The sequence below is a fragment of the Pseudomonas sp. CBZ-4 genome, assembly GCF_000346755.1.
Lineage (GTDB): Bacteria > Pseudomonadota > Gammaproteobacteria > Pseudomonadales > Pseudomonadaceae > Aquipseudomonas.
Window position 1 is genome coordinate 44,709 of record NZ_ANNV01000130.1, and the last position, 25,252, is coordinate 69,960.

At 59.7% G+C, this 25,252-nt stretch carries 25 protein-coding genes and 1 pseudogene; 10 read left to right on the top strand and 16 right to left on the bottom strand.

The features are described from left to right. The first annotated feature begins 11 nt into the window (after positions 1–11). Positions 12–842: an NADPH-dependent 7-cyano-7-deazaguanine reductase QueF gene (queF, locus tag B348_RS0117435; RefSeq protein WP_017737354.1), complete on the top strand. Its 831-nt coding sequence runs from the start codon at positions 12–14 to the stop codon at positions 840–842. A gap of 137 nt (positions 843–979) precedes the next feature. Here queF and B348_RS0117440 read toward each other — a convergent pair whose 3' ends face one another. Together B348_RS0117440 and B348_RS0117445 are read right to left on the bottom strand one after the other, a co-directional pair. After that, entirely contained in the window at positions 980–1,246 is a 267-nt protein-coding gene (locus B348_RS0117440; RefSeq protein ID WP_017737355.1) for a DUF4404 family protein, read from the bottom strand. A gap of 110 nt (positions 1,247–1,356) precedes the next feature. Further along, positions 1,357–1,965 (bottom strand): hypothetical protein, encoded by a 609-nt coding sequence (locus B348_RS0117445; protein ID WP_017737356.1) that lies wholly within the window; start codon positions 1,963–1,965, stop codon positions 1,357–1,359. A 196-nt stretch (positions 1,966–2,161) separates the two neighbouring features. On the opposite strand from B348_RS0117445, the gene B348_RS0117450 reads away from it, so the two are divergent. Then, on the top strand, positions 2,162–2,851 hold the full coding sequence (locus tag B348_RS0117450; RefSeq protein WP_017737357.1) for a VacJ family lipoprotein: 690 nt from the start codon (positions 2,162–2,164) through the stop codon (positions 2,849–2,851). A 63-nt stretch (positions 2,852–2,914) separates the two neighbouring features. Here B348_RS0117450 and B348_RS0117455 read toward each other — a convergent pair whose 3' ends face one another. Next, positions 2,915–3,211: a PilZ domain-containing protein gene (locus B348_RS0117455; protein WP_017737358.1), complete on the bottom strand. Its 297-nt coding sequence runs from the start codon at positions 3,209–3,211 to the stop codon at positions 2,915–2,917. A 277-nt stretch (positions 3,212–3,488) separates the two neighbouring features. Between B348_RS0117455 and rssB the strand changes: the two genes are divergently transcribed. Both rssB and rssC read left to right on the top strand, forming a co-directional pair. After that, a complete protein-coding gene (rssB, locus tag B348_RS0117460; RefSeq protein ID WP_017737359.1) occupies positions 3,489–4,670 on the top strand; it encodes a two-component system response regulator RssB in 1,182 nt (393 codons plus the stop codon). Further along, on the top strand, positions 4,670–5,152 hold the full coding sequence (rssC, locus tag B348_RS0117465) for an anti-sigma factor antagonist RssC (RefSeq protein ID WP_003172602.1): 483 nt from the start codon (positions 4,670–4,672) through the stop codon (positions 5,150–5,152). The genes rssB and rssC overlap by 1 nt, the downstream gene beginning before the upstream one ends. 145 nt (positions 5,153–5,297) lie before the next feature. On the opposite strand, the gene tal is transcribed toward rssC, so the two are convergent. The 5 genes and pseudogenes from tal to B348_RS01000000130105 form a co-directional block, all read right to left on the bottom strand. Beyond that, positions 5,298–6,224 carry a transaldolase gene (tal, locus tag B348_RS0117470; RefSeq protein WP_017737360.1) on the bottom strand — a complete coding sequence of 309 codons (927 nt, stop codon included), beginning with the start codon at positions 6,222–6,224 and terminating at the stop codon, positions 5,298–5,300. Positions 6,225–6,411: 187 nt separating this feature from the next. Beyond that, positions 6,412–7,407, bottom strand: a complete 996-nt coding sequence (dusA, locus tag B348_RS0117475; RefSeq protein WP_026136853.1) for a tRNA dihydrouridine(20/20a) synthase DusA — start codon at positions 7,405–7,407, stop codon at positions 6,412–6,414. A 100-nt stretch (positions 7,408–7,507) separates the two neighbouring features. Then, positions 7,508–8,347, bottom strand: a complete 840-nt coding sequence (locus B348_RS0117480) for a hypothetical protein (protein WP_026136854.1) — start codon at positions 8,345–8,347, stop codon at positions 7,508–7,510. Positions 8,348–8,499: 152 nt separating this feature from the next. Further along, positions 8,500–8,675 (bottom strand): annotated as a pseudogene (locus B348_RS1000000131580) (MFS transporter); the annotation flags it as partial. A gap of 214 nt (positions 8,676–8,889) precedes the next feature. Further along, on the bottom strand, positions 8,890–9,522 hold the full coding sequence (locus B348_RS01000000130105) for a Wzz/FepE/Etk N-terminal domain-containing protein (protein WP_017737364.1): 633 nt from the start codon (positions 9,520–9,522) through the stop codon (positions 8,890–8,892). A 490-nt stretch (positions 9,523–10,012) separates the two neighbouring features. Here B348_RS01000000130105 and mqo point away from each other — a divergent pair, with 490 nt between their 5' ends. Then, positions 10,013–11,659 (top strand): malate dehydrogenase (quinone), encoded by a 1,647-nt coding sequence (gene mqo, locus B348_RS0117495; RefSeq protein ID WP_017737365.1) that lies wholly within the window; start codon positions 10,013–10,015, stop codon positions 11,657–11,659. A gap of 242 nt (positions 11,660–11,901) precedes the next feature. Next, positions 11,902–12,231 (top strand): YXWGXW repeat-containing protein, encoded by a 330-nt coding sequence (locus B348_RS0117500; RefSeq protein ID WP_026136855.1) that lies wholly within the window; start codon positions 11,902–11,904, stop codon positions 12,229–12,231. 11 nt (positions 12,232–12,242) lie between these two features. On the opposite strand, the gene B348_RS0117505 is transcribed toward B348_RS0117500, so the two are convergent. From B348_RS0117505 to B348_RS0117520, 4 genes are all read right to left on the bottom strand, one after another. After that, entirely contained in the window at positions 12,243–12,638 is a 396-nt protein-coding gene (locus B348_RS0117505; protein WP_017737367.1) for a PIN domain-containing protein, read from the bottom strand. Then, positions 12,635–12,892, bottom strand: coding sequence for an AbrB/MazE/SpoVT family DNA-binding domain-containing protein (locus tag B348_RS0117510; RefSeq protein WP_026136856.1), 258 nt, complete (start codon positions 12,890–12,892; stop codon positions 12,635–12,637). Before B348_RS0117510 ends, B348_RS0117505 begins: the two co-directional genes overlap by 4 nt. A 172-nt stretch (positions 12,893–13,064) precedes the next feature. Beyond that, positions 13,065–14,438 (bottom strand): nucleotide 5'-monophosphate nucleosidase PpnN, encoded by a 1,374-nt coding sequence (gene ppnN / locus B348_RS0117515; RefSeq protein WP_017737369.1) that lies wholly within the window; start codon positions 14,436–14,438, stop codon positions 13,065–13,067. A 150-nt stretch (positions 14,439–14,588) separates the two neighbouring features. Further along, the gene (locus B348_RS0117520) at positions 14,589–15,413 is read right to left on the bottom strand and encodes an aspartyl/asparaginyl beta-hydroxylase domain-containing protein (protein WP_026136857.1); all 825 of its coding nucleotides are present in this window, start codon (positions 15,411–15,413) and stop codon (positions 14,589–14,591) included. Positions 15,414–15,720: 307 nt separating this feature from the next. On the opposite strand from B348_RS0117520, the gene fabV reads away from it, so the two are divergent. Beyond that, the gene (gene fabV / locus B348_RS0117525; RefSeq protein WP_017737371.1) at positions 15,721–16,914 is read left to right on the top strand and encodes an enoyl-ACP reductase FabV; all 1,194 of its coding nucleotides are present in this window, start codon (positions 15,721–15,723) and stop codon (positions 16,912–16,914) included. A gap of 177 nt (positions 16,915–17,091) precedes the next feature. Here the strand turns inward: fabV and B348_RS0117530 are convergent, their stop codons facing one another. Further along, positions 17,092–17,997, bottom strand: a complete 906-nt coding sequence (locus B348_RS0117530; protein ID WP_017737372.1) for a LysR family transcriptional regulator — start codon at positions 17,995–17,997, stop codon at positions 17,092–17,094. 102 nt (positions 17,998–18,099) lie between these two features. Between B348_RS0117530 and B348_RS0117535 the strand changes: the two genes are divergently transcribed. After that, positions 18,100–19,269, top strand: a complete 1,170-nt coding sequence (locus tag B348_RS0117535) for an aspartate aminotransferase family protein (protein ID WP_017737373.1) — start codon at positions 18,100–18,102, stop codon at positions 19,267–19,269. Positions 19,270–19,323: 54 nt separating this feature from the next. Here the strand turns inward: B348_RS0117535 and punR are convergent, their stop codons facing one another. Continuing rightward, the gene (punR, locus tag B348_RS0117540) at positions 19,324–20,232 is read right to left on the bottom strand and encodes a DNA-binding transcriptional activator PunR (protein WP_017737374.1); all 909 of its coding nucleotides are present in this window, start codon (positions 20,230–20,232) and stop codon (positions 19,324–19,326) included. A 122-nt stretch (positions 20,233–20,354) separates the two neighbouring features. Between punR and punC the strand changes: the two genes are divergently transcribed. Continuing rightward, positions 20,355–21,539: a purine nucleoside transporter PunC gene (gene punC / locus B348_RS0117545; protein WP_017737375.1), complete on the top strand. Its 1,185-nt coding sequence runs from the start codon at positions 20,355–20,357 to the stop codon at positions 21,537–21,539. Between the two features lie 50 nt (positions 21,540–21,589). Here punC and B348_RS0117550 read toward each other — a convergent pair whose 3' ends face one another. Together B348_RS0117550 and B348_RS0117555 are read right to left on the bottom strand one after the other, a co-directional pair. Further along, positions 21,590–22,423, bottom strand: a complete 834-nt coding sequence (locus B348_RS0117550; protein ID WP_017737376.1) for a hypothetical protein — start codon at positions 22,421–22,423, stop codon at positions 21,590–21,592. A gap of 143 nt (positions 22,424–22,566) precedes the next feature. Further along, positions 22,567–23,514: a LysR family transcriptional regulator gene (locus B348_RS0117555; RefSeq protein WP_017737377.1), complete on the bottom strand. Its 948-nt coding sequence runs from the start codon at positions 23,512–23,514 to the stop codon at positions 22,567–22,569. Positions 23,515–23,687: 173 nt separating this feature from the next. Here B348_RS0117555 and B348_RS0117560 point away from each other — a divergent pair, with 173 nt between their 5' ends. Further along, positions 23,688–25,190: a nucleobase:cation symporter-2 family protein gene (locus B348_RS0117560; protein WP_017737378.1), complete on the top strand. Its 1,503-nt coding sequence runs from the start codon at positions 23,688–23,690 to the stop codon at positions 25,188–25,190. Positions 25,191–25,252 lie beyond the last annotated feature (62 nt).

Below are 25,252 nucleotides of genomic sequence, written 5' to 3' on the forward strand. Positions count from 1 at the left end.
AGGTTTCCGCCATGCATCCCGCAGCCGAACATTCGCCGCTGGGCAAGTCCAGTGAATACATCTCCACCTACACCCCGTCGTTGCTGTTTCCGATTCCTCGCGCCGCCAAATGGGCCGAGCTGGGCCTGAGCGCCGAGACCCTGCCCTACAAGGGCGTGGACTTCTGGAACTGCTTCGAACTGTCCTGGCTGCTGCCGTCGGGCAAGCCGGTGGTGGCCATCGGTGAGTTCAGCATCCCGGCTGACTCGCCGAATATCATCGAGTCCAAGTCCTTCAAGCTGTACCTCAACTCACTGAACCAGACCGCGTTCGCCGACACGGCGAGCCTGGAAGCGACCCTGCGCACCGACCTCGGCGCCGCTGCCGGCAAGCCGGTCGGTGTGCGCATCCGCAGCCTGGCCGAGATCGAGGCCGAGGGCGTGATGGCGTTGCCGGGCGTGTGCATCGATGAGCTGGACATCAGCGTCAGCAACTACGAGCACCCGCGCCCGGAGCTGCTGCGTTGCGATGATTCGCGCATCGTCGAGGAGAGCGTGCACAGCCACCTGCTCAAATCCAACTGCCCGGTGACCAGCCAGCCCGACTGGGGCAGCGTGGTGGTGGAGTACCGTGGGTCAGCGCTGGATCACGCCAGCCTGCTGGAATACATCGTGAGCTTTCGCCAGCACTCGGACTTCCATGAGCAGTGTGTGGAGCGGATCTTTCTCGACCTGCAACGTCTGCTCAAGCCTGAGACGTTGACGGTGTATGCGCGTTATGTGCGGCGTGGTGGGTTGGATATCAACCCGTACCGCAGTACTGAGGATGTGGCGTTCCAGAACGTGCGCCTGGCCCGGCAGTAAGCTTCACGCACAAACAATTGTGGGAGCTGGCTTGCCTGCGATGGCGGTGGATCAGTCACCTGATGGGTGGCTGAATGATCGCTATCGCAGGCAAGCCAGCTCCCACACTGGTTTCAGGGTTTGGCTTTGAGTTCGGGTCAGATCCCGATGTTGCCCAAGGTGGTCACGATGTTACGCAGCGTCCCGGCAATCAGCGGGTGCTCGGATTCGAATTCCACAGCCGCCAGGTTCACATCGTCGGAAATACTGGGTGTCTGGGTAGCCGGTTCAAGTTCCAGTTGTAGCTCGAACTTGGCGATCAAGGCTTCCAGTGCTGTACGTTTTTCTTCCGAAAGGGGCGGTTCCTGTTCCAACTGCCCGCGCAGGATCTCGACCTGTTCTTCCAGTTTTTTGCGATCTGGCATGACGTGTTTCCTTTTATCGATAGGCACTGGCATAGACCGCGGCACGCCGAGAAAGGTCTACGGGCTGACCTGTAGACTAATCCACCTGCGCTGACTGTGCATGATCTCGATCAGGGCTTCTCGCCTTTGAGCTGACGCAGGCTGATATCGGCCAGGCAAGTGCCGAGCTCGCCCAGGTGGTCGATCACCGAATGCACGCCCAACCCGTACAGGGCCACGGTGGCCTTGCCGCGCTTGTGCTCGCGCTCTTGCTCGCTCAAGGCCTGCCATTGTGTCGGGGCCATGCCGCACAGCGAGCCGCAGGATGCCAGGCCAATCGTCCACAGGCCGGCGTTGAGTCCCGACTGCAGCAGGCGCGGTTCGCCGCTGACCAGCACGCAGCCTTCGAGGCGTTCGATGTTCAACTCCATCAAGGCCTGCCAGCACGCGTGAGGTGCGGGCCAGCGAATGGAGGAGGGCGACGTTGCTTTCAGCCAGCCGGGCAGGACGGCGGCCAGTGGCGTCGTGATCGAGGCGGGGAGTTCATCCAGCCAGGCACAGGGGATGCCTTGCTCTTGCAGGTTGCGCAGGATTTTCAGGGCGCCGGGCGTTGCCAGGGAATCGGGTGAGGGCGAATCGCTGCGTGCCTGGGAACCGAAGTCCACCAGGCAACCACTCAGGCCAAACAGAACGGCAGTCAAGGCAGGCGCGCTGGCGATGGCAATCTCGGCGTGAGGCATGGCGACTTCCCTGAAATAGCGTTGACCCTATCGGAACGGGATGACAGGCGGATGACACCGGGCTTTAATTGTAGGAATTTTGTGCATTTTGGGCGGGAGGTTCCCCGGTTGCTGCCTAAATGGACACTTCCGTCATATACTCACGGCCTTATTCAGGGCATAGCGCCCATGACAGACCATTCAAGGAGCAAAAGCTATGCGCTGGAGCCACTATTTCGCTCAGCTGTCGGTGTGTGCCACTGTGCTGCTGGCCCCGTTCGCCGCACAGGCCGCCTCGGAAGATGATCCCTGGGAAAGCGTGAACCGCCCGATCTTCACCTTCAACGACACCGTTGATACCTATGCCCTCAAGCCATTGGCCCAAGGCTATCAGTTCGTGACCCCGCAATTCATGCAGGATGGCGTCCATAACTTCTTCCGCAATATCGGCGATGTCGGCAACCTGGCCAACAATGTGCTGCAGCTCAAGCCGCATGCGGCGGGTGTGGACACGGCGCGCTTGCTGATGAACACCACGTTTGGCGTGCTGGGCTTTATCGACGTCGGCACCAAAATGGGGCTGCAACGCAGCGATGAAGACTTCGGCCAGACCCTCGGCTATTGGGGTGTGGGCAGCGGCCCTTACGTGATGCTCCCGCTGCTGGGCCCGAGCACCTTGCGTGACGCACCGTCCAAGTACGTGGACAGCTACACCCAGCCATACCGCTACATGAACGATATCGGCTGGCGCAACAGCACCTTCGGCCTGAACGTGGTTGATGTCCGTGCCAGCCTGCTCGACAGCGAGAAGCTGATCACCGGCGACAAATACACCTTCATCCGCAATGCCTACCTGCAGAACCGCGAGTTCAAGGTCAAGGATGGCAAGGTTGTCGATGATTTCTAAGCTGTGATGTCTTGAAATGAAAAAAAGGCGACCTTCAAGGGTCGCCTTTTTTGTGCGCGGATTTCAGTGCATTTTCAAGATCTTGAGGCCCAGGTGCTGGCCATCGTCGGCGCCTTTGACCCACACCACTTCAGTGTCCGCCTCCAGGCCTGTGAGGGAGCTGTGCTCCGAATCGATGCGCACGGTCAACAGGTCGCCCACCTTGAACAGGCGCGGTGCCTGCACCTGCATGCCGGAGCTGGAAAGGTCCACGCAAACCCCTGCAATCTCTTGCCCGGCGTGGATCAAAGACACATCGGCATCCACTCGCATGCGGATGAAATCGCGTTTTTCGGCGTAGTCGCGCTCGTGTTCGCTCACGGGTTCCATCCTTACTTTGTGTTGTGGTCGTGGCTGTTCTTATAACTCCCAGTGATTTGCGATGTAAAGACGCTCGGCGACCATCGGCATGAGCTTGAAACCCCTGACGGATGGGAGTACCGTCTGCGCCTTAGAAGGGCACCTCTGCTTTACTGTTGTGCGTAGGCCAAAAGCCCGTGCTTTGTAGGACAGAGTGGCTAGAAAGCGAATCCAGTAGTGTGAGCCCGGCCATTGCCGAGCTGCCTACGCCAACCTAATTCTGGCGCCGTTTGCCCACATGCAAAAAACCAGTGCCACGCTGCTGATAATCGATGACGACGAAGTAGTGCGCGCGAGTCTCGCGGCCTATTTGGAAGACAGTGGCTTCAGCGTCCTGCAGGCCAGCAATGGCCAACAGGGTCTCCAGGTATTCGAGCGCGACAAGCCCGACCTTGTGATCTGCGACCTGCGCATGCCCCAGATGGGCGGCCTGGAGCTGATTCGCCAGGTGACTGAGCTCGCGCCGCAGACGCCGGTGATTGTGGTGTCCGGTGCCGGGGTGATGAACGATGCGGTCGAGGCCCTGCGCCTCGGCGCTGCCGACTACCTGATCAAGCCCCTGGAAGACCTGGCGGTGCTGGAGCACTCGGTGCGCCGTGCCCTGGATCGTGCACGCCTGCTCCTGGAAAACCAGCGCTACCGCGAAAAGCTCGAAACCGCCAACCGCGAACTCGAAGCCAGCCTGAACCTGCTCCAGGAAGACCAGAACGCCGGTCGCCAGGTGCAGATGAACATGTTGCCGGTGAGTCCGTGGACCATCGACGAATTCCAGTTTGCCCACCAGATCATCCCGTCGTTGTACCTGTCGGGGGATTTTGTCGATTATTTCCGCGTGGATGAGCGCCGTGTTGCGTTCTATCTGGCCGACGTCTCCGGCCATGGCGCCTCTTCCGCGTTTGTCACCGTGTTGTTGAAGTTCATGACCACGCGGTTGTTGTTCGAATCCAAGCGCAATGGCACCTTGCCGGAGTTCACGCCGTCCGAGGTGCTGGGCCACATCAACCGAGGCTTGATCAGCTGCAAGCTGGGCAAGCATGTGACGATGGTCGGCGGCGTGATCGATGAAGAAACTGGTCTTTTGACCTACAGTATTGGCGGTCACCTGCCGATGCCTGTTTTGTATACGCCTGACAGTGTGCGCTACCTGGAAGGACGTGGTCTGCCCGTAGGCTTGTTCAATGAAGCCACCTACGAAGATCACATCCTGGAGCTGCCGCCGACCTTCAGCCTGACGCTGATGTCCGACGGTATCCTGGATTTGCTTCCAGAGCCTACACTCAAGGAGAAAGAAGCCGCCTTGCCCCAAAAGGTCAAGTCGGCGGGCGGCAGCCTGGATGGCCTGCGGCAAGTGTTTGGATTGGCCACGCTGGGGGAGATGCCGGATGATATCGCCCTACTGGTGTTGAGCAGGAATCTTTGATGAGTACCGGAAGAATCCAATTCGCCGAGCAAGACGGGACCTTTGTCCTGAAGTTTGTCGGTGAAGTGCGCCTGACCTTGTGTTCGGCGCTGGATGCGACGATTGAGCGGATTTTCACCGCGCTGAATTTCTCGGCGATCGTGATCGATCTGACCGAAACCCGCAGCATCGATAGCACCACCCTGGGGTTGTTGGCCAAGTTGTCCATTCTGTCTCGGCAGAAGGTCGGCCTGTTGCCGACGGTCGTCACCACCCACGAAGACATCACCCGTTTGTTGCAATCCATGGGTTTCGATCAGGTGTTCAACATCGTTGATCGTCCGATTCCTTGCCCGGAATGCCTGACCGACCTGCCATCGCAGGACCAGTCCGAAGAAGTGGTGCGGGTCAAGGTGCTGGAAGCGCACAAGATCCTGATGGGCTTGAACGAGTCCAACCGCGAAGCGTTCCACGACCTCGTCAACGCCCTGGAACGCCACTGATTCCCCAGTAAAAACTCGGTCTCTGTGGGAGCTGGCTTGCCTGCGATAGCGCCAGCCCAGGCAATACAGGACGTGCTGCCAAACCCGGCGAGCACAAAAAAGGGCGATACCCTCACAGGTATCGCCCTTTTTGTTACGGCCTGCCTTACAACTTGGCGCTCAGCAGTGCCTCCAGTTTCTCCTGATCCCGAGCAAACTGACGAATCCCCTCCGCCAGCTTCTCAGTCGCCATCGCGTCCTCGTTGGACTCCCAGCGGAACTGCGCTTCAGTCAGATGCACACGCGCTTCACCGGCGTGGCCTGGAGCCAGCTTGCGCTCCAGCTTGCCGTTGTCGGCCGCCAGTTTCTCCAGCAGGTCCGGGCTGATGGTCAGGCGATCACAACCGGCCAGTTCTTCGATCTGGCTCAGGTTACGGAAGCTGGCGCCCATCACCACGGTCTTGTAGCCGTTAGCCTTGTAGTAGTTGTAGATGCGCGTCACCGACTGCACGCCCGGGTCTTCCGAGCCGGTGTAGTCGCTGCCGTTGGCCTTCTTGTACCAATCGTAGATGCGGCCCACGAACGGTGAGATCAGGAACACACCTGCTTCGGCACAGGCAACAGCCTGGGCGAAGGAGAACAGCAGGGTCAGGTTGGTCTGGATGCCTTCTTTTTCCAGCTTTTCTGCGGCGCGGATGCCTTCCCAGGTGGAGGCAATCTTGATCAGCACGCGATCACGGCCAATGCCGGCCTTTTCGTACAGGTCGATCAGACGGTGCGCACGCTTGAGTACAGCGTCGGTGTCGAACGAAAGGCGTGCGTCCACCTCGGTGGAAATACGCCCCGGAACCACTTTCAGGATTTCTTGACCCACCGCAACCGCAAAGCGATCGCTGGCCAGGCCGACATCACCGTTGCAGTCTTTGACGCACTCGTCCAGCAGCTTGGCGTAGGCGGGAATCGAAGCAGCCTTGAGCAGCAGGGAAGGGTTGGTGGTGGCGTCTTGCGGTTTGACCCGAGCGATAGCTTCAAAATCGCCGGTATCGGCTACGACGGTGGTGATTTGCTTGAGTTGTTCCAGCTTGGAAGTCATGGGCGTGCTCTGTCCTATGGGTCTGATGACATTACCCGAGCGCCGACAGGCGCTCAAGGGCGCAAATGCGTTCGATCGTTTGCGAGGGCAACAACCTGAAAACAGCCGTTTGAATGACTGGCCTTGCTGGTAGATAGGAGGGCAAAAAGGCCGGCAGGTTCAACCCCGATGACCTGTGACGAGGGTATCAGCGCCCGTCCAGCAATTGCGCGGCTTGATCCAGCAACGCCAGCGGATCGCTCGCCTTGTGAATATCCACCGACAACAACTGCCGAAACTTCCGTGCCCCCGGGAACCCCGTCCCCAGCCCCAGCACATGCCGGGTAATGTGATGCATCGAGCCGCCCGTCGCCAGATGCGCCGCGATATAGGGCCGCAATTGCGCAAGCACCTGCGCCCGGGTGATCACAGGCTCAGTACTGCCAAACAACTGCTGATCCACCTCCGCCAGGAGGTAGGGGTTGTGATAAGCCTCGCGGCCCAGCATCACCCCATCAAACACCTGCAAGTGCTCCTGGCACTGCGCCAGTGTCTTGATCCCACCGTTCAGGATGATCTCCAATTCAGGGAAATCCTGCTTCAACTGCGCTGCCACGTCGTAGCGCAGGGGCGGAATATCGCGGTTCTCCTTGGGCGACAACCCCTCCAGAATCGCAATGCGCGCATGCACGGTAAAACTGGTGCATCCCGCGTCCTTCACCTGGCCGACAAAATCACACAGCTGCGCATAACTGTCGCGGCCGTTGATCCCGATGCGATGTTTTACCGTCACCGGAATCGCCACCGCATCACGCATCGCCTTCACGCAATCCGCCACCAGGGCGGGGTGGCCCATAAGGCAGGCACCGATCATGTTGTTCTGCACGCGGTCACTGGGGCAACCGACGTTGAGGTTCACCTCATCGTAACCACCGGCCTCAGCCATTCGCGCACACGCGGCCAGGTCCGCCGGAACGCTGCCGCCCAGTTGCAAGGCCAGAGGGTGCTCGGCGTCGTTGTGACGCAGGAAGCGCTCGTGGTCACCGTGGAGAATCGCGCCGGTGGTGACCATCTCGGTGTAGAGCAGGGCGTTTTTCGACAACAGGCGCAGGAAGAAGCGGCAGTGGCGGTCGGTCCAATCCATCATCGGCGCAACAGAAAAGCGCCGTGCAACGGATTGCGGTGCAGCAGTAGTCAGGGACATTGGGAAATCTGAGTGAGCAAGGCAGAGGGCGCGAGTTTATCAGGAATCAGGGGCCAGATATCTTGCTCTGCGGCTTCAGGTTCAATGCGCGCCGTCACGCTTATCCCGCAACTACAGTGCCCCTATGGAAAATCTCGCGTCTGGCGCGACGGCTGATATTTTCGTGTTTGCATGACGTATACATGCTGTCAAACCGGCTACGGTCGATTTCGCGGTATTTGTGCAGCTCTTCCATAACCATCTGGTCGTAGTCCTGCTCGATCATGAAGCGGAAAACTTCCCGTCGATAAAAGAACCCGAATTGAAACGCCAGCACTTCGGTCATGTGATCGGTAGGGGTGAGGAAGCAGTTTTCCAGGTCGATGGCCTTGGCGGCGTAGGGTGCGTCAGCGTTGATCATCACGTTGTTCGCCCAGAAGTCCATATGCACGATGCCCTTGTCATGCAGGGCGCGCAGCAGGTCGAACGACAGGTTGACCAGGCCGCGGATGTCGCGGCTTTTGTCCAGCCACTGCAGGCCGTTGACGTGGTCGTCGAGCATTTCGGTGAAGATGAAGAATTCCTGGATCAAACCAATCGCGGATTTTCGGTAGCCAAACCCGAGCAGGTTGGCGATGGGGGCCCCGCGTTGTTGTGCGGCGTGGGTGTTGATGACTTCTTCGACCGGCCAATCGAAGGCGCCGTCGCGCTTTGCACGTCCGAGGGTCACTCTCAATTTGGGCTTGAAGCTGTCGAGGGGCTGGAATTTGGCGAAGAGGTCGCTTTCCATGCCTTGGAGCGGGGCGCTGATGCGGTCTTGCAACTGGTGCCGGCTGTCAATCAGCTCTTGGATCGCCAGTTCGACATTGATATTCGTGTCTTCTGTCAGAAAAATTCTGGCTTTACGGTGGTCGAGTATCGAGGGAAAACTCTTAAGCACACCTCTGTCGGGGAAAATCAAAACACATCCTTGTCATTGGGTAAATGTTACAGGGATGTTACACGCATGCCGCTATTGGATCCAACCTGAACCTAACCTGTCTGATGAATAAATATTCATCGTAAATGGCGATTTTTTGATTTTTCAGGCATTGACTCAGATGCGGTCTTCATTTAGGTGCCTACAGGCATTCGACGTGCTACCCGGTAAACGCCAGGCCGCTCAGTGCGGTCGCTGTGTCGATGTAGCCGGTGTTGGTCCAGCCGAAACCGGCGCTGATCGCGATCCCGCCAAACCATCGACCCAATGCATTGGCCAGGTTGAACGCGGCGTGGTTCGTTGCGGCGCTCGGGCACGAAGCGCCAGACCAGCGCAATGGAAGGCTACCAACCAGCTGATGAATGCGACTTGTGTACGAAGTACTGTTTGTGGCGAAAGATGGCTTTACGCCATTACTTGATAGGTTGACGAGTGCGCAATGAAAACGACGGTTTTCGCGAAACGGCTTGGGGCATCCGTGATTCAAGTTTTATTGCCGAGTCCGCGAATGGATGTGCGTGACGTTATTTGCCAGTCGCCCGTCCGAAATGAAGTTTGAGTAACGGGATCAGGGCAACTAGGCAGCCGAACATAAACCCGATGAAAATGCCGGGCGCCAAATAGGGTTTCAAGCTCTTTGAATTAAACGTGCTGAAACCGCTTAGTGGATTGAAGGCCCTGAGCGTATTGTCGGCAGCCAGTGAGGGCAGGTTGAGGTTGAGCGCCTGCGTGTTGGCGACGGCCAGCGCCGCCTTCAGTTGCGCCTCTGCCTGCTCTTTGCTGCTGGCCGTGGACGACACGCGGAAGATATAAGGCTGCGGCGTGCCTGCGCTGTCGATTCCGTTGGCCGTCATGATGCCCATGGCGGTATTGAACACATCGTCCTGTATCGAACTGTAGAGCCTGATCTCTGAAGCCTGCTCAGTGGCGGGCGCGATATGGTCACTGCGCAACTCGTTATAAAGGCTCAATAGCGCCGGTTTCGCGATGTAAGTGCTGGCGATCCATTTGGGTGCGGCGGTATAGAAGACGGCGAAAGAAATGGCCACCCCAACCACGGTTGCCGCAATGATCTTGAACTTGCTCTTCCACAGGGCATGAATAAACGGCAGAAGATCTATTTCGTCATCTCTATATCGATCGTTTGGTGTCGTCATACTACTCACGAAGAGGCCTGTTTTCACGTGTTGCTGATTGTAGAGTAAATGGAAATATTTGCGCTGGCAGTTGCTACATTTGCCACCGGGTTGACCGGATCGGGAGCTGAATAGTTCCGTGCCACCCCTTGCGGGTGCGGCCCAGGCCCGCCAGCCGATGGCGGCATTCGACCGGCGAGTCCACATCAGACGCCCCATCCTCCCCGAGCGTGATATTCTGCGCGCCGTCTTGGTCTACGCTTTCCAAGGTGCGTTCACCCGAATACGCGCCGACGGTTGGCTGTCGCCTAGGTAGCTGAAGCCAATAATGATAAGAAGTCAGCGCAGAAGGGACATAAAAGTGAGGTCGATACGTCGGCCTTGTGTGCCCACCCTGCGGCCTTTAAGTGAGTGTGCAAACCCCGCGGTGCGTTGCCTGGCGCAGTGTGAAGGAGGGTTGCTCACGAACGGGGGCGGTAGGGCGGATGGCGTTTTATCATAGGTGCTACTGATGTTTAAGAAAGTAAACACTGCCCTGCTGGGGCTGGCTTTGTCGATGGGGATCACGTCCGTTCACGCGGAAGAGGCAAAGAAAGTCGATGTGCTGCTGATCGGCGGCGGCATCATGAGTGCGACCCTGGGTGTATGGCTCAATGAGCTGGAGCCGGGCTGGTCGATGGAAATGGTCGAGCGCCTCGATGGTGTGGCCGAAGAAAGCTCCAACGGCTGGAACAACGCCGGTACCGGCCACTCGGCCCTGGCTGAGCTGAACTACACCCCGGAAGACAAGAACGGCAACGTTGAGATCCCGAAAGCGGTCGAAATCAACGAAGCGTTCCAGATCTCCCGTCAATTCTGGTCCTGGCAGGTCCAGCAGGGCGTGCTGAAGAACCCGCGTTCGTTCATCAACACCACTCCGCACATGAGCTTTGTGTGGGGCGATGACAACATCAAGTTCCTCAAGAAGCGCTACGAAGCCCTGCAAGCCAGCCCGCTGTTCGCCGGCATGCAGTACTCCGAAGACCCGGCGCAGATCGCCAAGTGGGTTCCGCTGATGATGGAAGGGCGTGACCCGAACCAGAAGATCGCGGCCACCTGGAGCCCGCTGGGTACCGACATGAACTTCGGCGAGATCACCCGCCAGTTCGTCGCTCACCTGCAAACCACGCCCAAGTTCGACCTGAAACTGTCGAGCGAAGTGCAGGACATCACCAAGAACGCCGACGGTTCGTGGCGTGTGAGCTACAAAAACCTGAAAGACGGCACCAAGACCGAAACCGACGCCAAGTTCGTGTTCATCGGCGCGGGCGGCGGTGCACTGCACCTGCTGCAAAAGTCGGGCATTCCTGAAGCTAAGGAATACGCTGGCTTCCCGGTAGGTGGCTCGTTCCTCGTGACCGATAACCCAACCGTAGCCGAGGCACACCTGGCCAAGGCCTACGGCAAAGCGTCGGTTGGCGCGCCACCGATGTCGGTTCCGCACCTGGACACTCGTGTGCTGGATGGCAAGCGCGTGATCCTGTTTGGCCCATTCGCGACCTTCTCCACCAAGTTCCTGAAGGAAGGCTCGTACCTGGACCTGCTGACCAGCACCACCACCCACAACATCTGGCCAATGACCAAAGTCGGTATTCGTGAATACCCACTGGTCGAGTACCTCGCTGGCCAACTGATGCTGTCGGATGACGACCGCTTCAAGGCGCTGCAAGAGTACTTCCCGAACGCCAAGAAAGAAGACTGGCGCCTGTGGCAAGCCGGTCAGCGCGTGCAGATCATCAAGCGTGACGAAGAGCAGGGCGGCGTCCTGAAACTCGGTACCGAAGTGGTCAGCTCCGCCGACAACACCATCGCGGGCCTGTTGGGTGCATCGCCAGGCGCGTCCACCGCGGCTCCGATCATGCTGACCGTGCTGCAGAAAGTGTTCAAGGACAAGGTTGCGACCCCTGAGTGGCAGGCGAAACTGCACCAGATCGTACCGAGCTACGGCACCAAGCTGAACGACAGCCCTGAGGCTGTTGCCAAGGAATGGGCCTACACCGCCGGTGTCCTGCAACTGCCGACACCGCCTGTGATCCCACAGAGCGCTGCGCCGAAGGCTGTCGAGGCTGCCAAGCCTGCGGCTGAGCCGAGCAAGCCGGCGTCTGACCTGGCGTTGTAAGAAACAGCTGTGGTCCTAGGGTCACGCTGAGACAAAAGAAGCCCGCTGAACCGGTGACGGTCAGCGGGCTTTTTTGTGCCTGTGCAATACGTGGGGGCGAGAGTCTTGGCGGCGGCGATGGGTTCAGCAACCCGACAGACACCACCTGTTAAAAAGAACCCAGGCCAAGCAGGAGCGCGGCTGTGACAAGGGGGGATTTTTTACCGGTGTAGGCTTGGGGCGATAACGCCCGAGGGGTTTGTATGTTGCTACGTTATGCAGCATTGGCGGCAGTGGTGGTGGCCGCGTCGGGGTGTGTACAGGAGCGTGTCGTGCATGAGCGCAGGCCGGTGCAACGAGAGTATGTCGAAGTCATCGCGCCACAGCCGCCGCCGGTGCAAGTGATCGAAGTCGAACCTGTGCCACGTTACGGCTATGTGTGGTCACGCGGTTATTGGCGTTGGGAGAGCGGGCGCTATGTGGCAGTACACGGTCACTGGGAACCGGTGCGCGAAGGTTACCGTTATGTACATCCGCACTGGGTGCAACGCAATGACGGTTATCACTGGCAGGGGGGTGGCTGGGTTCGTTGAGCCCCGCACGGCTAGGTCAGCCGTTTCATGCCCGCTGCCTTCGCGGCATTGAGATCGAAGGTGGCGGTGTACTCGCATCCTGCTGCATGGGCGCAGCGTTCAATCAGGCAGTCGGCGAAGTCGGCCTTGCTTGCGGTAAACCGTCGGAGTGCCTGCCAGAGGGTTTCGGCATGCTCGATAGTCAGCTCGCGGGTGCGCAGTAACGTCTCCAGAACCACCACCACGTCACTCTTGGCTGATTGGTAGCAGCTCTGTAACACCCATACCAGTTCCACCACCGAGACCAGGCTGACAAACCCCGGCGACAGCGTGGTGAGCGATTCAATCAGATCTGAAGCCTTGGCCGATTGGACGGGATCATCCTGGGTGACATAGCGCACCAGCACATTGGTATCCAGGCCGATCATCCGGCCTTTGCTCCCTGTGCGGCGATAGCGCGATTCATGTCTTCAACGGACACGGCCTTGGCGGGTTTCTGGATCAGGCCCTTCAGGTCATGCACGGTTTTGCTCGCGGCAATGATCGAAAACCTGCCGTCTTCCATTTCGACAAACTCAACGCGATCGCCTGTCTCAAGGCCCAGGGCGGTCCTTACCTGGACAGGAATGGTGATTTGCCCTTTCGAGGTCAGTGTGGCGGTCGCCATATTGAAAATCTCCACGGTGATATTCCTTACCTTAGGGTAAGGAATTATGGAGGACAAGATCCGTTGGTCCATAGGTTGTGCCTTCTGCTGTGAGTGAATCGGACTCACTAAACCCTAGCCCGATTCACACCATCAGCACGCCCTGGAACACGCCCAAAGCGCTACAACGTATGACCAACTGCTGGCGTTATTGCACCACGCGATAGCACGGCACATAAGCCGCGCCACCTGGCAACTTCATGCGGTGCTGGGCGACAAATGCCTGCAACAACTCATCCAGCGGTTTCATGATGGCCGGATCGCCGTGGATCTCGTACGGGCCATGTTCTTCGATCAGGCGGATGCCCTTGTCCTTGACGTTGCCTGCCACGATCCCCGAGAACGCGCGGCGCAGGTTGGCCGCCAGCTCGTGGGGCGGCAGCGCATGGCTCAGTTGCAGGCTGGCCATGTTGGCGTGGGTCGGGTCGAACGGGCGCTGGAAACCTTCGTCGATCTTCAGCAGCCAGTTGAAGTGAAACGCATCGTTGCGCTCGCGGCGGAACTGCTTCACGCCCTTGAGCCCGGCCGTCATCTGGCGGGCCACTTCGGCCGGGTCGTCGATGATGATCTGGTAGTGCGCCTGTGCCGCTTCGCCGAGGGTGGCCCCGACAAACGCGTGCAGTTGTTGCAGGTATGGCGCGGCGTGTTTCGGCCCGGTGAGAATGACCGGGAACGGCAGGTCGCGGTTGTCCGGGTGCATCAGGATGCCCAGCAAGTACAGGAACTCCTCGGCCGTGCCGGCGCCGCCCGGGAAGATGATGATGCCGTGGCCCACGCGCACGAACGCTTCCAGGCGTTTTTCGATATCCGGCAGGATCACCAGCTCGTTGACGATCGGGTTGGGCGCTTCGGCGGCGATGATGCCCGGTTCGGTCAGGCCCAGGTAGCGCCCACCGGTAATGCGTTGCTTGGCATGGGAAATGGTCGCGCCTTTCATCGGACCTTTCATCACGCCGGGCCCGCAGCCGGTGCACACGTCCAGGCTGCGCAGGCCCAGTTCATGGCCGACTTTCTTGGTGTATTTGTATTCTTCGGTATTGATCGAGTGGCCGCCCCAGCACACCACGATTTTCGGTTCGACACCGGCACGCAGCGTACGGGCGTTGCGCAGCAGGTGGAACACATAGTCGGTGATGCCCTGGGAGTTGCTCAGGTCGATGCGCTGGCTGTCCAGCTCGTTCTCGGTGTAGACGATGTCGCGCAGGGCGCTGAACAACATCTCACGGGTACTGGCGATCATTTCGCCATCAACGAAGGCATCGGCCGGCGCGTTCAGCAGTTCCAGGCGCACGCCACGATCCTGCTGGTGGATGCGCACTTCAAAATCCTTGTAGGCGTCGAGGATGGTCTTGGCGTTGTCGATATGCGCGCCGGTGTTGAGGATTGCCAGGGCGCACTGGCGGAACAGGGTGTAGGTGCTGCCGGTGCCGGCTTCGCTCAGTTGCTGCACTTCACGTTGGGACAGGGTTTCGAGGCTGCCCTTGGGGCTGACGGAGGCATTGATGACTTGACGTTGGGGCATTCTGATTCCTTGAAAGCGCAGCCACCGCGCCCGTAACGGGCCGCGATGGCTGGAGAATGTTGGGCGCCGAACTCGGTCGCACGAGACCATTGTTTACCTCAGGCACAAGGCCGAGTGCAAACACCGTCGCGCACCATCATGCCGCAGAACTTACTGAATCAGCTTCCAGTTTTTGTAGAAAACCCGACGCAGGGTAAAGACCATTGCGGCAAACCCCGCGATCACGGCATTGAGCACCCGCGGCAGCGGGGTCGGCCGCACGATATCGATAAACAGGCAGTAACGCTTTGCATCGTTCTTGTTGAAGGAGGCGTGCATCAGCGTGTCATCGAAGATAAACAACGGGTCGTCGTGCCAGTAATGTTTGTGCTGGCCGACCTGGATGTACACGCCGTCATGATGGGGCGCGGGTGCCATGTTGTAGAGCACCCGGAACATCATGCGCAGGGGGCCGAAGTGAAAAGAGGTCGAACGGTTCTCGTTGAACACCGACACACCGATGGTCTTCACGAACGGCAGTTTCTCGCGCAGTTTCGGGATGTCCAGGGTGGTTTCGATCGGCCGCCCGTACCACTGGAAAAACAACATGCCGCGCTTCTTCTCGGCCATGCGTTCGTCCAGGTAGCCGATGATTTCATCCTTGTGGCCCATGGCTTCGTTGAGCACCAGTTGCAGGTCTTCACGCCAGGCCGGCGGCAGGTCGTTCATCGTATAGACGTGGCGGTTACGTGAACTCAACAGGTCGAACAAGGTGTTGAACGGCGCCAGCAACCAGGTATTGCGGCCGCTGCCGATAAAGTATTTTTTGAGGGTGGGCGCGTCATACAGGCCGTTGCGCAGGAAGTCATAGATACCGCACACCAGTACCAGGCCGAGGAACACCACGGTGGTCAGGGGAAACAGGCCGATAATCAGGAGCACGCCAAGTATCCAGGCGATGGACACCGCTTTTTTGCGTAGGGCAGACTTGTTCATGAAACTCAGCTCCGGCTGGACGCCAATCGACAGGTCCGGATCCGTGGCCGCGAGTGGTGGGTTTTGAAACATAATGAAACAACTGCGTCATGATAAGGCGTCCAGCGCCGGACAGGCGTTACAAATATTGCGAAATTGTGAACGCTTTACACAGTTTTTAACGGCATACGCGTTTACCGATTGGATTTTGTAAACAGAAGATTTGCGACTATCGTGACGCTTCGGTTTTTCGGGCGTCATAGACCGGTACGATTGAAGTTGAATGGCCACCACTGGCCATCGACCCCTTGGAAGAGGCAGAAATTTTATGATCATCAAACCGCGGGTTCGTGGCTATATCTGTGTGACCGCTCACCCTGTTGGCTGTGAAGCGAACGTCAAGCAACAGATCGACTACGTGACCCAACACGGCGTCATCGAAGGCGGCGCCAAGAAGGTGCTGGTCCTCGGCGCTTCCACCGGTTACGGCCTGGCCGCGCGCATCAGTGCTGCGTTTGGCTGCGGTGCCGACACCCTGGGCGTGTTTTTTGAGAAGCCAAGTGAAGACGGCAAGCTCGGTTCGGCCGGCTGGTACAACAGCGCCGCATTCGAGAAGTTCGCTGTCGAGAAAGGCCTGTACGCCAAGAGCATCAACGGCGACGCGTTCTCCGACGAGATCAAGCGCCTGACCATCGAGACCATCAAGAAAGACCTGGGCAAGATCGACCTGGTGGTCTACAGCCTGGCTGCGCCACGCCGTACCGACCCGCAAGGCGTGGTGCACACCTCCACCCTCAAGCCGATCGGCAAGCCTGTGACCCTGCGCGGTATCAACACCGACAAAGGCGTCGTGGTCGACACCACCCTTGAGCCTGCAACCCAGGAAGAAATCGACGGCACCGTGAAAGTCATGGGTGGCGAAGACTGGCAGCTGTGGATCGACGCCCTGCGTGACGCCGACGTCCTGGCCGAAGGCGCCAAGACCACTGCGTTCACCTACCTCGGTGAAAAGCTGACCCAGGACATCTACTGGAACGGCTCCATCGGCGAAGCCAAGAAAGACCTCGACAAAAAAGTCCTGACCCTGCGCGATAACCTCGCTGCGCTGAAGGGCGATGCCCGTGTGTCGGTGCTCAAGGCCGTGGTTACCCAGGCAAGCTCGGCGATCCCGATCATGCCGCTGTACCTGTCGCTGCTGTTCAAGGTGATGAAAGAGCAGGGCACCCACGAAGGTTGCATCGAGCAGGTCTACGGCCTGTTCAAGGACAGCCTGTACGGCAGCGAGCCGAAACTCGACGCCGACGGTCGCCTGCGTGCCGACCTGGCTGAGCTGGAACCGAAAGTCCAGGACGCCGTGGCTGCGCTGTGGAACCAGGTGACCGACGACAACGTCAACGAGATCAGCGATTTTGCCGGCTACAAGGCGGAGTTCCTGCGCTTGTTCGGCTTTGAAATCGACGGTGTTGACTACGACGCCGACGTGAACCCGGACGTGAAGATCCAGGGCCTGATCACCGCTTAAACCCGGTCCAGTAAAAAATGTGGGAGCGGGCTTGCCCGCGAAGACGGAGTGTCAGACGCTGAATAGGGCGACTGATGCACCGCTTTCGCGGGCAAGCCCGCTCCCACATTTGTTTTGTGCTGTCCCAGAACCTTCTCACGCTCTGCCGAGCGCACCACGCATGCTTGTGGGCAGTTTCTAACGCGCCCATTTCTCCATGGCGAAATCGACAAACGCCCGCAGTTTTGGCAGGCGATAACGGTCCTGGCCGTACAGCAAGTGCATCGGGCGGCTGGGCAGTTGATACGCGGTCAGCAAGGCCGTCAGCTTGCCGTCCTGCAAGTCGGGTTGCACCAGGGCATCGGGCAGCATGACGATGCCCATGCCTTGCACCGCCGCCTGGCGCAGCGCTTGCGAGCTGTTGATGGTCAGCGAGCCGGACACCGGGATTTCCACTTCGCCTTCGGCGCCGCTCATGCGCCAGAGTTTGTCGGCGTTGCGCCAATCGTCGGTGGACGGGTAGGCGAAGGCCAGGCAGTCGTGCTGTTGCAGGTCTTCGGGGGTTCGCGGCGTGCCGCGTCGCGCCAGGTAGCTCGGTGAGGCACACAGGGTGATGGTGTAATCCTGCATCGGCCGGGCGATCAGGCTGGAGGGTTCCAGGTCGCCCAGGCGGATGGCGACGTCGAAGCCGCTGTCGACCATGTCCATGCGCTGGTTGCTGAGCACTACATAGAGCTTGATCAGCGGGTAGCGCTGGGAGAACTCGCTCAAGGCCGGGGCCAGGCGCTCGGTGCCGAAGGCCGGTGGCGCGGTGATGCGCAGGGTGCCTTTGGGCACATCGCTGTGGGCCTGCTCGGCCAGTTGCTCGGAGTCGGCCACCAGCCCCAGCACTTCCAGGCAGCGCTGGTAATACTGCCCGCCGAATTCCGTGAGGCTTTGTTTGCGCGTGGTGCGCTTGAGCAGGCTGACCCCCAGGCGCTGTTCGAGAGCGCGCAGGTGATTGCCGACCATGGTGGTCGACATCCCGCAGGCCTGGGCGGCCGCCGTCATGCTGCCGGTTTCCACGACTTTTACGTACACCGACATCGCCTGGAACAAATCCATTATCAAGTCCTGATTCAAAGTAATTGCACGAAAGCGCAGTTTATCCAGCTCAGGTGGCTAACGATACTGCAGGCATCACAACGATGCACTGGAGCTGCAACCATGACCGCCACCTGCCTGATGACCACTTATCAACCCTTGGCCCTGAGTTTTACCCGTGGCCTGGGCACGCGCCTGTGGGACCAGCAAGGCCGCGAATACCTGGACGCGGTGGCGGGTGTGGCGGTGACCAATGTGGGGCATTCCCATCCGAAACTGGTGAGTGCCATCCGTGAGCAGGCGGGATTGCTGCTGCACACCTCCAACCTCTACAGCATCGACTGGCAACAACGCCTGGCCCAGCGTCTGGCGCGGTTGTCTGGCCTCGACCGCGCGTTCTTCAACAACTCCGACGCCGAGGCCAACGAGACGGCGCTCAAACTGGCGCGCTTGCATGGCTGGAAAAAGGGCATCGAAGAGCCGTTGGTGGTGGTGATGGAAAACGCCTTCCACGGTCGCACCCTGGGCACCATGGCGGCCAGCGACGGGCCATCGGTGCGCCTTGGGTTCCAGCGCTTGCCGGGGGATTTTATCAAGGTGGGCTTTGGTGATATCGCCGCGATTGAGACGATCACGAAGGCTTACGGTGCGCGTATAGCCGCCGTCCTGCTGGAGCCCATCCAGGGCGAAAGTGGCGTGCTGCCCGCGCCGCCCGGCTATCTGCAAGCCCTGCGTGATCACTGTACGCGCCACGGCTGGCTGCTGATGCTCGACGAAATCCAGACCGGCATTGGCCGCACCGGCACCTGGTTTGCGTTCCAGCACGAAGGCATCCTCCCGGACGTGATGACCCTGGCCAAAGGCCTTGGTAACGGCGTGCCGATCGGTGCCTGCCTGGCGCGGTCGGCGGTGGCGCAGCTGTTCACCCCAGGCAGTCACGGCAGCACCTTTGGCGGCAACCCGCTGGCCTGCCGCGTAGGCTGCACCGTGCTGGACATCATTGAAGAGCAAGGTTTGCTGCAGAACGCCGCGCAACAGGGCGAGCACCTGCTGGCCCGGCTGCGGGTGGAGTTGAGTGAACATCCGCAGGTGCTGGCCATTCGCGGTCAGGGCTTGATGATCGGCATCGAGCTGGCCATCCCTTATCGTGGCCTGGCCCAGCGTGCGGCGCAGGAGCACGGACTTTTGATCAACGTGACGCGGGGCAAGATCATTCGCCTGCTGCCGCCGCTGACCCTGGAGGCCAAAGAGGTGGAGATGATCGTGCGGGCCATCACCCGCCTGCTGGACTAGCGGCAATCAATAAATGTGGGAGCAGGCATTTCCACATAGGGATCTCCATATGTTTCAGAGGCCGTTGAGCCACTCCGAATTCATCGTCTCCTTGTCCCCCAGATAATCCAGCAACCACGCCATTGCCGGCGACACCTTGCTCTGCGCCCAGGCCACACACGATGGGCTGGCCGGAAACGGCCGGCTCAACTGCAGCGCCACCAACTCCCCGCGTTCGATCCACGGCAGCACCTGATGCGCCGGCGCCATGCCGACGCACAGGCCGTCGCGCAGGCAATCGATGGCTGAGGCCCAATTCGGCACCACCAGCCGGCGTTGGTTATCCAGGGTCCAGGTGTCGCGCTTGGGCAGGTTGCGCGAGGTGTCGGTCATGCACAGCGAGGCGAAGGGCCGCAGTTGGTCGTCACTGAGCAGGCCTTCCACGGCCGCCAGCGGATGCCGCGCGCTGACCACGCACAGCCAGTTCAACAGGCCCATGTCGCGGAAGGTGAAGTGACTGGCCACCGGCACTGCGCTGGTGGCGCCGATCACGATGTCGGTGCGCTCGTCGGCCAGGGCATCCCACACGCCGTTGTACACCTCGTACTCCAGCAGCAATTCCACCTCGGGAAACTGCCGATAGAAATCCAGCACCAGTTGCCGACAACGCTGGGGTTTGACGATGGAGTCCACGGCCACTTTCAACTGGCCGCTCCAGCCATTGGCCACCTGCTGGCACAGGCGCCGGGTGCCGAGCATTTTTTTCATCACGCCCCGTGTCTCGTCGACAAACAGGCGCCCGGCGGCGGTCAGCTCGACATCGCGGTGCCGGCGCACAAACAGCGGCACCGCCAGCCACTCTTCAATCTGACGCACCGTATAGCTGATGGCTGACGGCACGCGGTTCAATTCCTGCGCTGCAGCGCTGAAGCTACCGTGGCGTGCCACCGCATCGACCACATCCAGGGAGTATTCGGACCACATGGCCGTTGCCTTCAAATTTATTGATAAGAGTATTCAATTATTATCGCTTCACACAGAAACTGTCAGCCTCATAATGGGCGCCAGTCAGCAAATAGTTTGATGGCAGGATCTACAAGGCTTCGATGAAAAATTCTTTTGGTTTCACTTGGTATCTGGCGGGGCTGAGCATGCTCGGCTACCTCGCCATGGACATGTACTTGCCGGCATTCGGCGCCATGGGCGAGCAACTGCAGATTGGCGCGGGCGCGGTGGGTGCCAGCTTGAGTATTTTTCTCGCCGGCTTCGCGGTAGGGCAGTTGTTGTGGGGGCCGTTGTCCGACCGCCTGGGGCGCAAGCCGATTCTGCTCGCCGGCTTGAGCCTGTTCGTGCTCGGTTGCGCGGGCATGTTCTGGGTCGAGACCGCAGCGCAATTGCTGGCGCTGCGTTTTATCCAGGCGATTGGCGTGTGTTCCGCCGCCGTGAGCTGGCAGGCGCTGGTGATCGACCGCTATCCGGCTGACAAGGCCCACCGCGTGTTCGCCAGCATCATGCCACTGATGTCCCTGTCCCCTGCGTTGGCGCCGCTGTTGGGGGCGATCGTGTTGAATCACTTTGGCTGGCAGGCGATCTTCGGTGTGTTGCTGGGGGTGTCGCTGCTGTTGCTGCTGCCAACATTGCTCCTGCGTCGTATGCCGAAACGTCCGGCAGAAGAGGGCGCACCTTCGCGTCTCGGCTATGGCCAATTGCTCGGCTCCCGGGTGTTCACCGGCAATGTGATGATCTTTGCCGCGTGTTCGGCCAGTTTCTTCGCCTGGCTGACGGCTTCGCCCTTCATCCTTGGCGATATGGGTTACAGCCCGAATGACATCGGCTTGAGCTACGTCCTGCCGACCTTGGCGTTTCTGGTGGGTGGCTACAGTTGCCGCAGCGCCTTGCAGCGCTTCCAGGGCAAGACGCTGTTGCCCTGGTTGCTGGTGGCGTATTGCATCAGCATGGTGGCGCTGTACCTGGTTGCGACGCTGACCGTGCCGACCCTCACCACCTTGCTGATTCCGTTCTGCCTGATGGCGCTGGTCAACGGTGCCAGTTATCCGATTGTAGTGGCGAATGCGCTGATGCCGTTTGCCGAAAATTCCGGCAAGGCGGCGGCCCTGCAAAACACCCTGCAGCTGGGTTTGTGCTTTCTCAGCAGCCTGCTGGTGTCGTCGATGATTGACCAGCCGCTGCTGATTACCGTGATCGTGATGCTGGCGACTGCGCCGTTGGCGGTGTTGGGGTACTGGTTGGCGCGGCCGAAGGCTGACGGTTCGAAGCTGGCACAAGCTTAGAAGTGTAATGCGATCAACTGTGGGAGCTGGCTCCCACACTTTGAAATGCCCTAGAAGGTGATTTCCATATTCACCGTCGGCGTCGACGTGCGGCTACCCCGGCCACCGTCCACACCAAACTTGTTGTGCCAGTACTCGTAACCCACACCGAGATACAGGTTCGGCTTCACGCTTTTACCCGGACGCACGGCCACCATCAGCGCGCTGCGCACCAGCGCTTCGGGCGCAGTGTCGCGGCCGTGGTAGTCCTCGCCTTTCTCGCCGACGTAGTTGATGAACCCCTGGAATTTCGCCGCGTGGTTGGCGATTTCGAAGGGACGCATCCAGGTCAGGTTGAGCATGTAGGTGTCGTCGAAGGTGTGGTTCGACTCTTGCGCGCCGGGGATGCCGGTGTGGTTCTTTTCCTTGTAGTACAACAGGCTCAGGTCCAGCACGCCGACGGTGTTGAACTTCAAGGTCGGGCCGAGCACCAACGCACGTTTTTTTGCCGAGGCGAAGTTGTTGTTGCGGTTGGCATCGAAGCCCAGTGTCAGCGCGTAATCCTTGACCAGCCCGGTGCCCAACGGCACATCGAACACCCGTGACGCGTAAAGCTGGTGCCGATACACCGCGTACACTTCGCTGCCGCCGTGATCGGTGCCCTTGCGCGGGTCACTGCTGTCGGACAGGAACACATCCAGGTTGAGGAAATTACTGCCATACGTGTAGCCGCTGGCGTGGGTGAAGCTGTAGATCCGCTTGCTGAATTCGTCGGGGTTATTCGGATTGGTGAACTGTTGGCCGTAGCGGAATCCTACGCTGTTGTTCATCCATTCCACCGCGACAGCCTCCCCGCCGCCGAGGAGGGTGAGCAATACGGTTGCGCCGTGCAGTGCCTTTTTCATTGTTTTAATTCCTTTGGCGTTTGGCTCATGGCGACCTTGCAGGGGCCGCCGGGCGCAGTATCGACACAAGGATCGCGCACGCCAAAGAACAGAATCTCGCCTGGGCCGATGCCGAAACGGCAGCAGCCGGGCTGCCCTGAAAGTCAGGAAATACGCGGGGGCGCAGTCATTTCATCGCGTTCGCGCAAGGTAATTTCCTCGCCCAGCAGATGCGCCAACGCTTGCACCGCCACTGGCAAGTCGCGGTCTTTGCGCGCATACACGCCCAGGTCGCTGAAGATTCCACCCTGGTCACTCAAGGGGATATGCAGCAGTTCGCCGCGCGCCAGGTCGGCCTCGATGCCGATGCGGGTCTGGAAGGCAATGCCCAATTGCTGGCGTGCCAACTGCCGGGCCAATTCCATGGAGTTGCTGTGCAGCAGCGCCTTGTTTGGCGCTGCACGCTTGTGCAGCGGGGCGATCAGGTGATGCACCGACAGCTCGCTCTTGGCCTGGATCACCCCGTATTCGCAGCACTGCCCGTAGCTGACTTGGCTTTCACCCGCCAATGCGTGGGTCGGTGTCATCAGCGCGCCGAGGCGGAAATGGCCGACACACAGTTGGGTGATTTCGCCACTGCGGGGCAGGGCAAACGCCAGCCCCAAATCCGCCTGGCCATTGACCACCGCGCCGGGAATCGATTGCGAGCCTTGCACCGTGACGCCAATCGTCACCTTCGGATAGCGCTCGCGCATGCGCTTGAGGGCGGCGGGCAGCAGTTCAACGGCAGCGCCTTCCACCGTGGCGATTTCCACATGGCCGGTCTGCACGCCATGCAAGCCATCCAGTTCACCGCGCACCCGTTCCACATCCTGCAACAGCAGCGTGATGTGGCGCGTGAGGATTTCGCCAGCCGCCGTCACACGCAGGCCGCCTGGCAAACGCTCAAACAGCGTCGCGCCCATCTCATCTTCCAGCTTGAGGATCTGCCGGTTCACCGTCGACGACGCCACATTGAGGCGCCGTGCGGCTTCGCGGATCGAATGGCAGCGCCGCACCATGTCGAAGTAATAGATCGCGGGGGCGTGGATGCGCAGTTTGCGGTTGAGCATTTTTTTTCAGGTCCTTTTGCGCAGGTCTTCAGGCCGCGGGACAGGGCGGCTGAATGGATTTTTGTAACGAGGATTACAAGCTTGTTGTGGAATTGATTGTATACAACTCTATGGACATCCCGTGTTTCCTTTGCATACAGTGATTGCACAACAAAAACAGAGATCCCCTCACCATGACTATCCCGAAGGCGTCACCGCAGCGGCCCGAAGATGAAAATCTGGGCGTCGCCGCCAACATGGCTTACGGCCTGCAGCATGTCCTCACCATGTACGGTGGCATCGTCGCCGTACCGCTGATCGTCGGCCAGGCGGCCGGGTTGTCGCCGGCGGATATCGGCCTGTTGATCGCCGCGTCGCTGTTTGCCGGTGGCCTGGCCACCTTGTTGCAAACCTTGGGTTTACCGTTCTTTGGTTGTCAGTTGCCGCTGGTGCAGGGCGTGTCGTTTGCCGGTGTGGCCACCATGGTGGCAATCGTCGGCAGCGATGGCGCCGGCGGGGTTCCGGCGATCCTCGGTGCGGTGATGGCCGCGTCGTTTATCGGGCTGTTGATTACCCCGGTGTTCTCGCGAATCACCAAATTCTTCCCGCCCTTGGTGACCGGTATCGTGATCACCACCATCGGCTTGACCCTGATGCCCGTTGCGGCGCGCTGGGCGATGGGCGGCAACAGCCGCGCGGCGGATTTTGGCAGCATGTCCAACATCGGCCTGGCCGCATTGACCCTGATGCTGGTGTTGTTGTTGAGCAAGATCGGCAGTGCGACCATCTCCCGTCTGTCGATCCTCCTGGCGATGGTGATCGGCACCGTGATTGCCGTGTTCCTGGGTATGGCGGACTTCTCCGGAGTGACCCAGGGGCCGATGTTCGGTTTTCCCACACCATTCCATTTCGGCATGCCAACTTTCCATGTGGCCGCGATCATCTCCATGTGCATCGTGGTGATGGTGACGCTGGTGGAAACCTCGGCGGATATCCTGGCGGTGGGCGAGATCATCGACACCAAGGTCGATTCCAAACGCCTGGGTAACGGCTTGCGCGCCGATATGTTGTCGAGCATGTTTGCGCCGATCTTTGGTTCGTTCACCCAGAGCGCGTTCGCCCAGAACGTCGGCCTGGTGGCGGTCACCGGGGTGAAGAGCCGTTTTGTGGTGGCGACGGGCGGGTTGTTCCTGGTGATCCTCGGCCTGCTGCCCTTTATGGGCCGGGTGATTGCGGCGGTGCCGACGTCGGTGTTGGGCGGGGCGGGTATCGTGCTGTTTGGTACCGTGGCGGCCAGCGGTATCCGCACGCTGTCGAAGGTGGATTACCGCAACAACATGAACCTGATCATCGTCGCCACTTCCATCGGTTTTGGCATGATCCCGATTGCGGCACCGAGCTTCTACGATCACTTCCCGACTTGGTTCGCCACCATTTTCCACTCGGGCATCAGCTCGTCCGCGATCATGGCGATCTTGCTGAACCTGGCGTTCAACCACTTCACCGCCGGTAACTCGGACCAGCAATCGGTGTTTGTGGCAGGGACGGAGCGCAGTTTGTGCTTCCACGATGTGGCCGCGTTGCGCGATGGGGATTACTTCCGCGGCGGCAAGCTGTTTGATGCCGAGGGTAAGGAGATTCCGTTGGTGGCTGATGTATCAAGGAAGACCGCGAAACCTGAAACCACTGAAGTCTGAAGCCGGTTGAGGCACCCATGTGGGAGCTGGCTTGCCTGCAATAGCGGCGGTGAATTCACCCC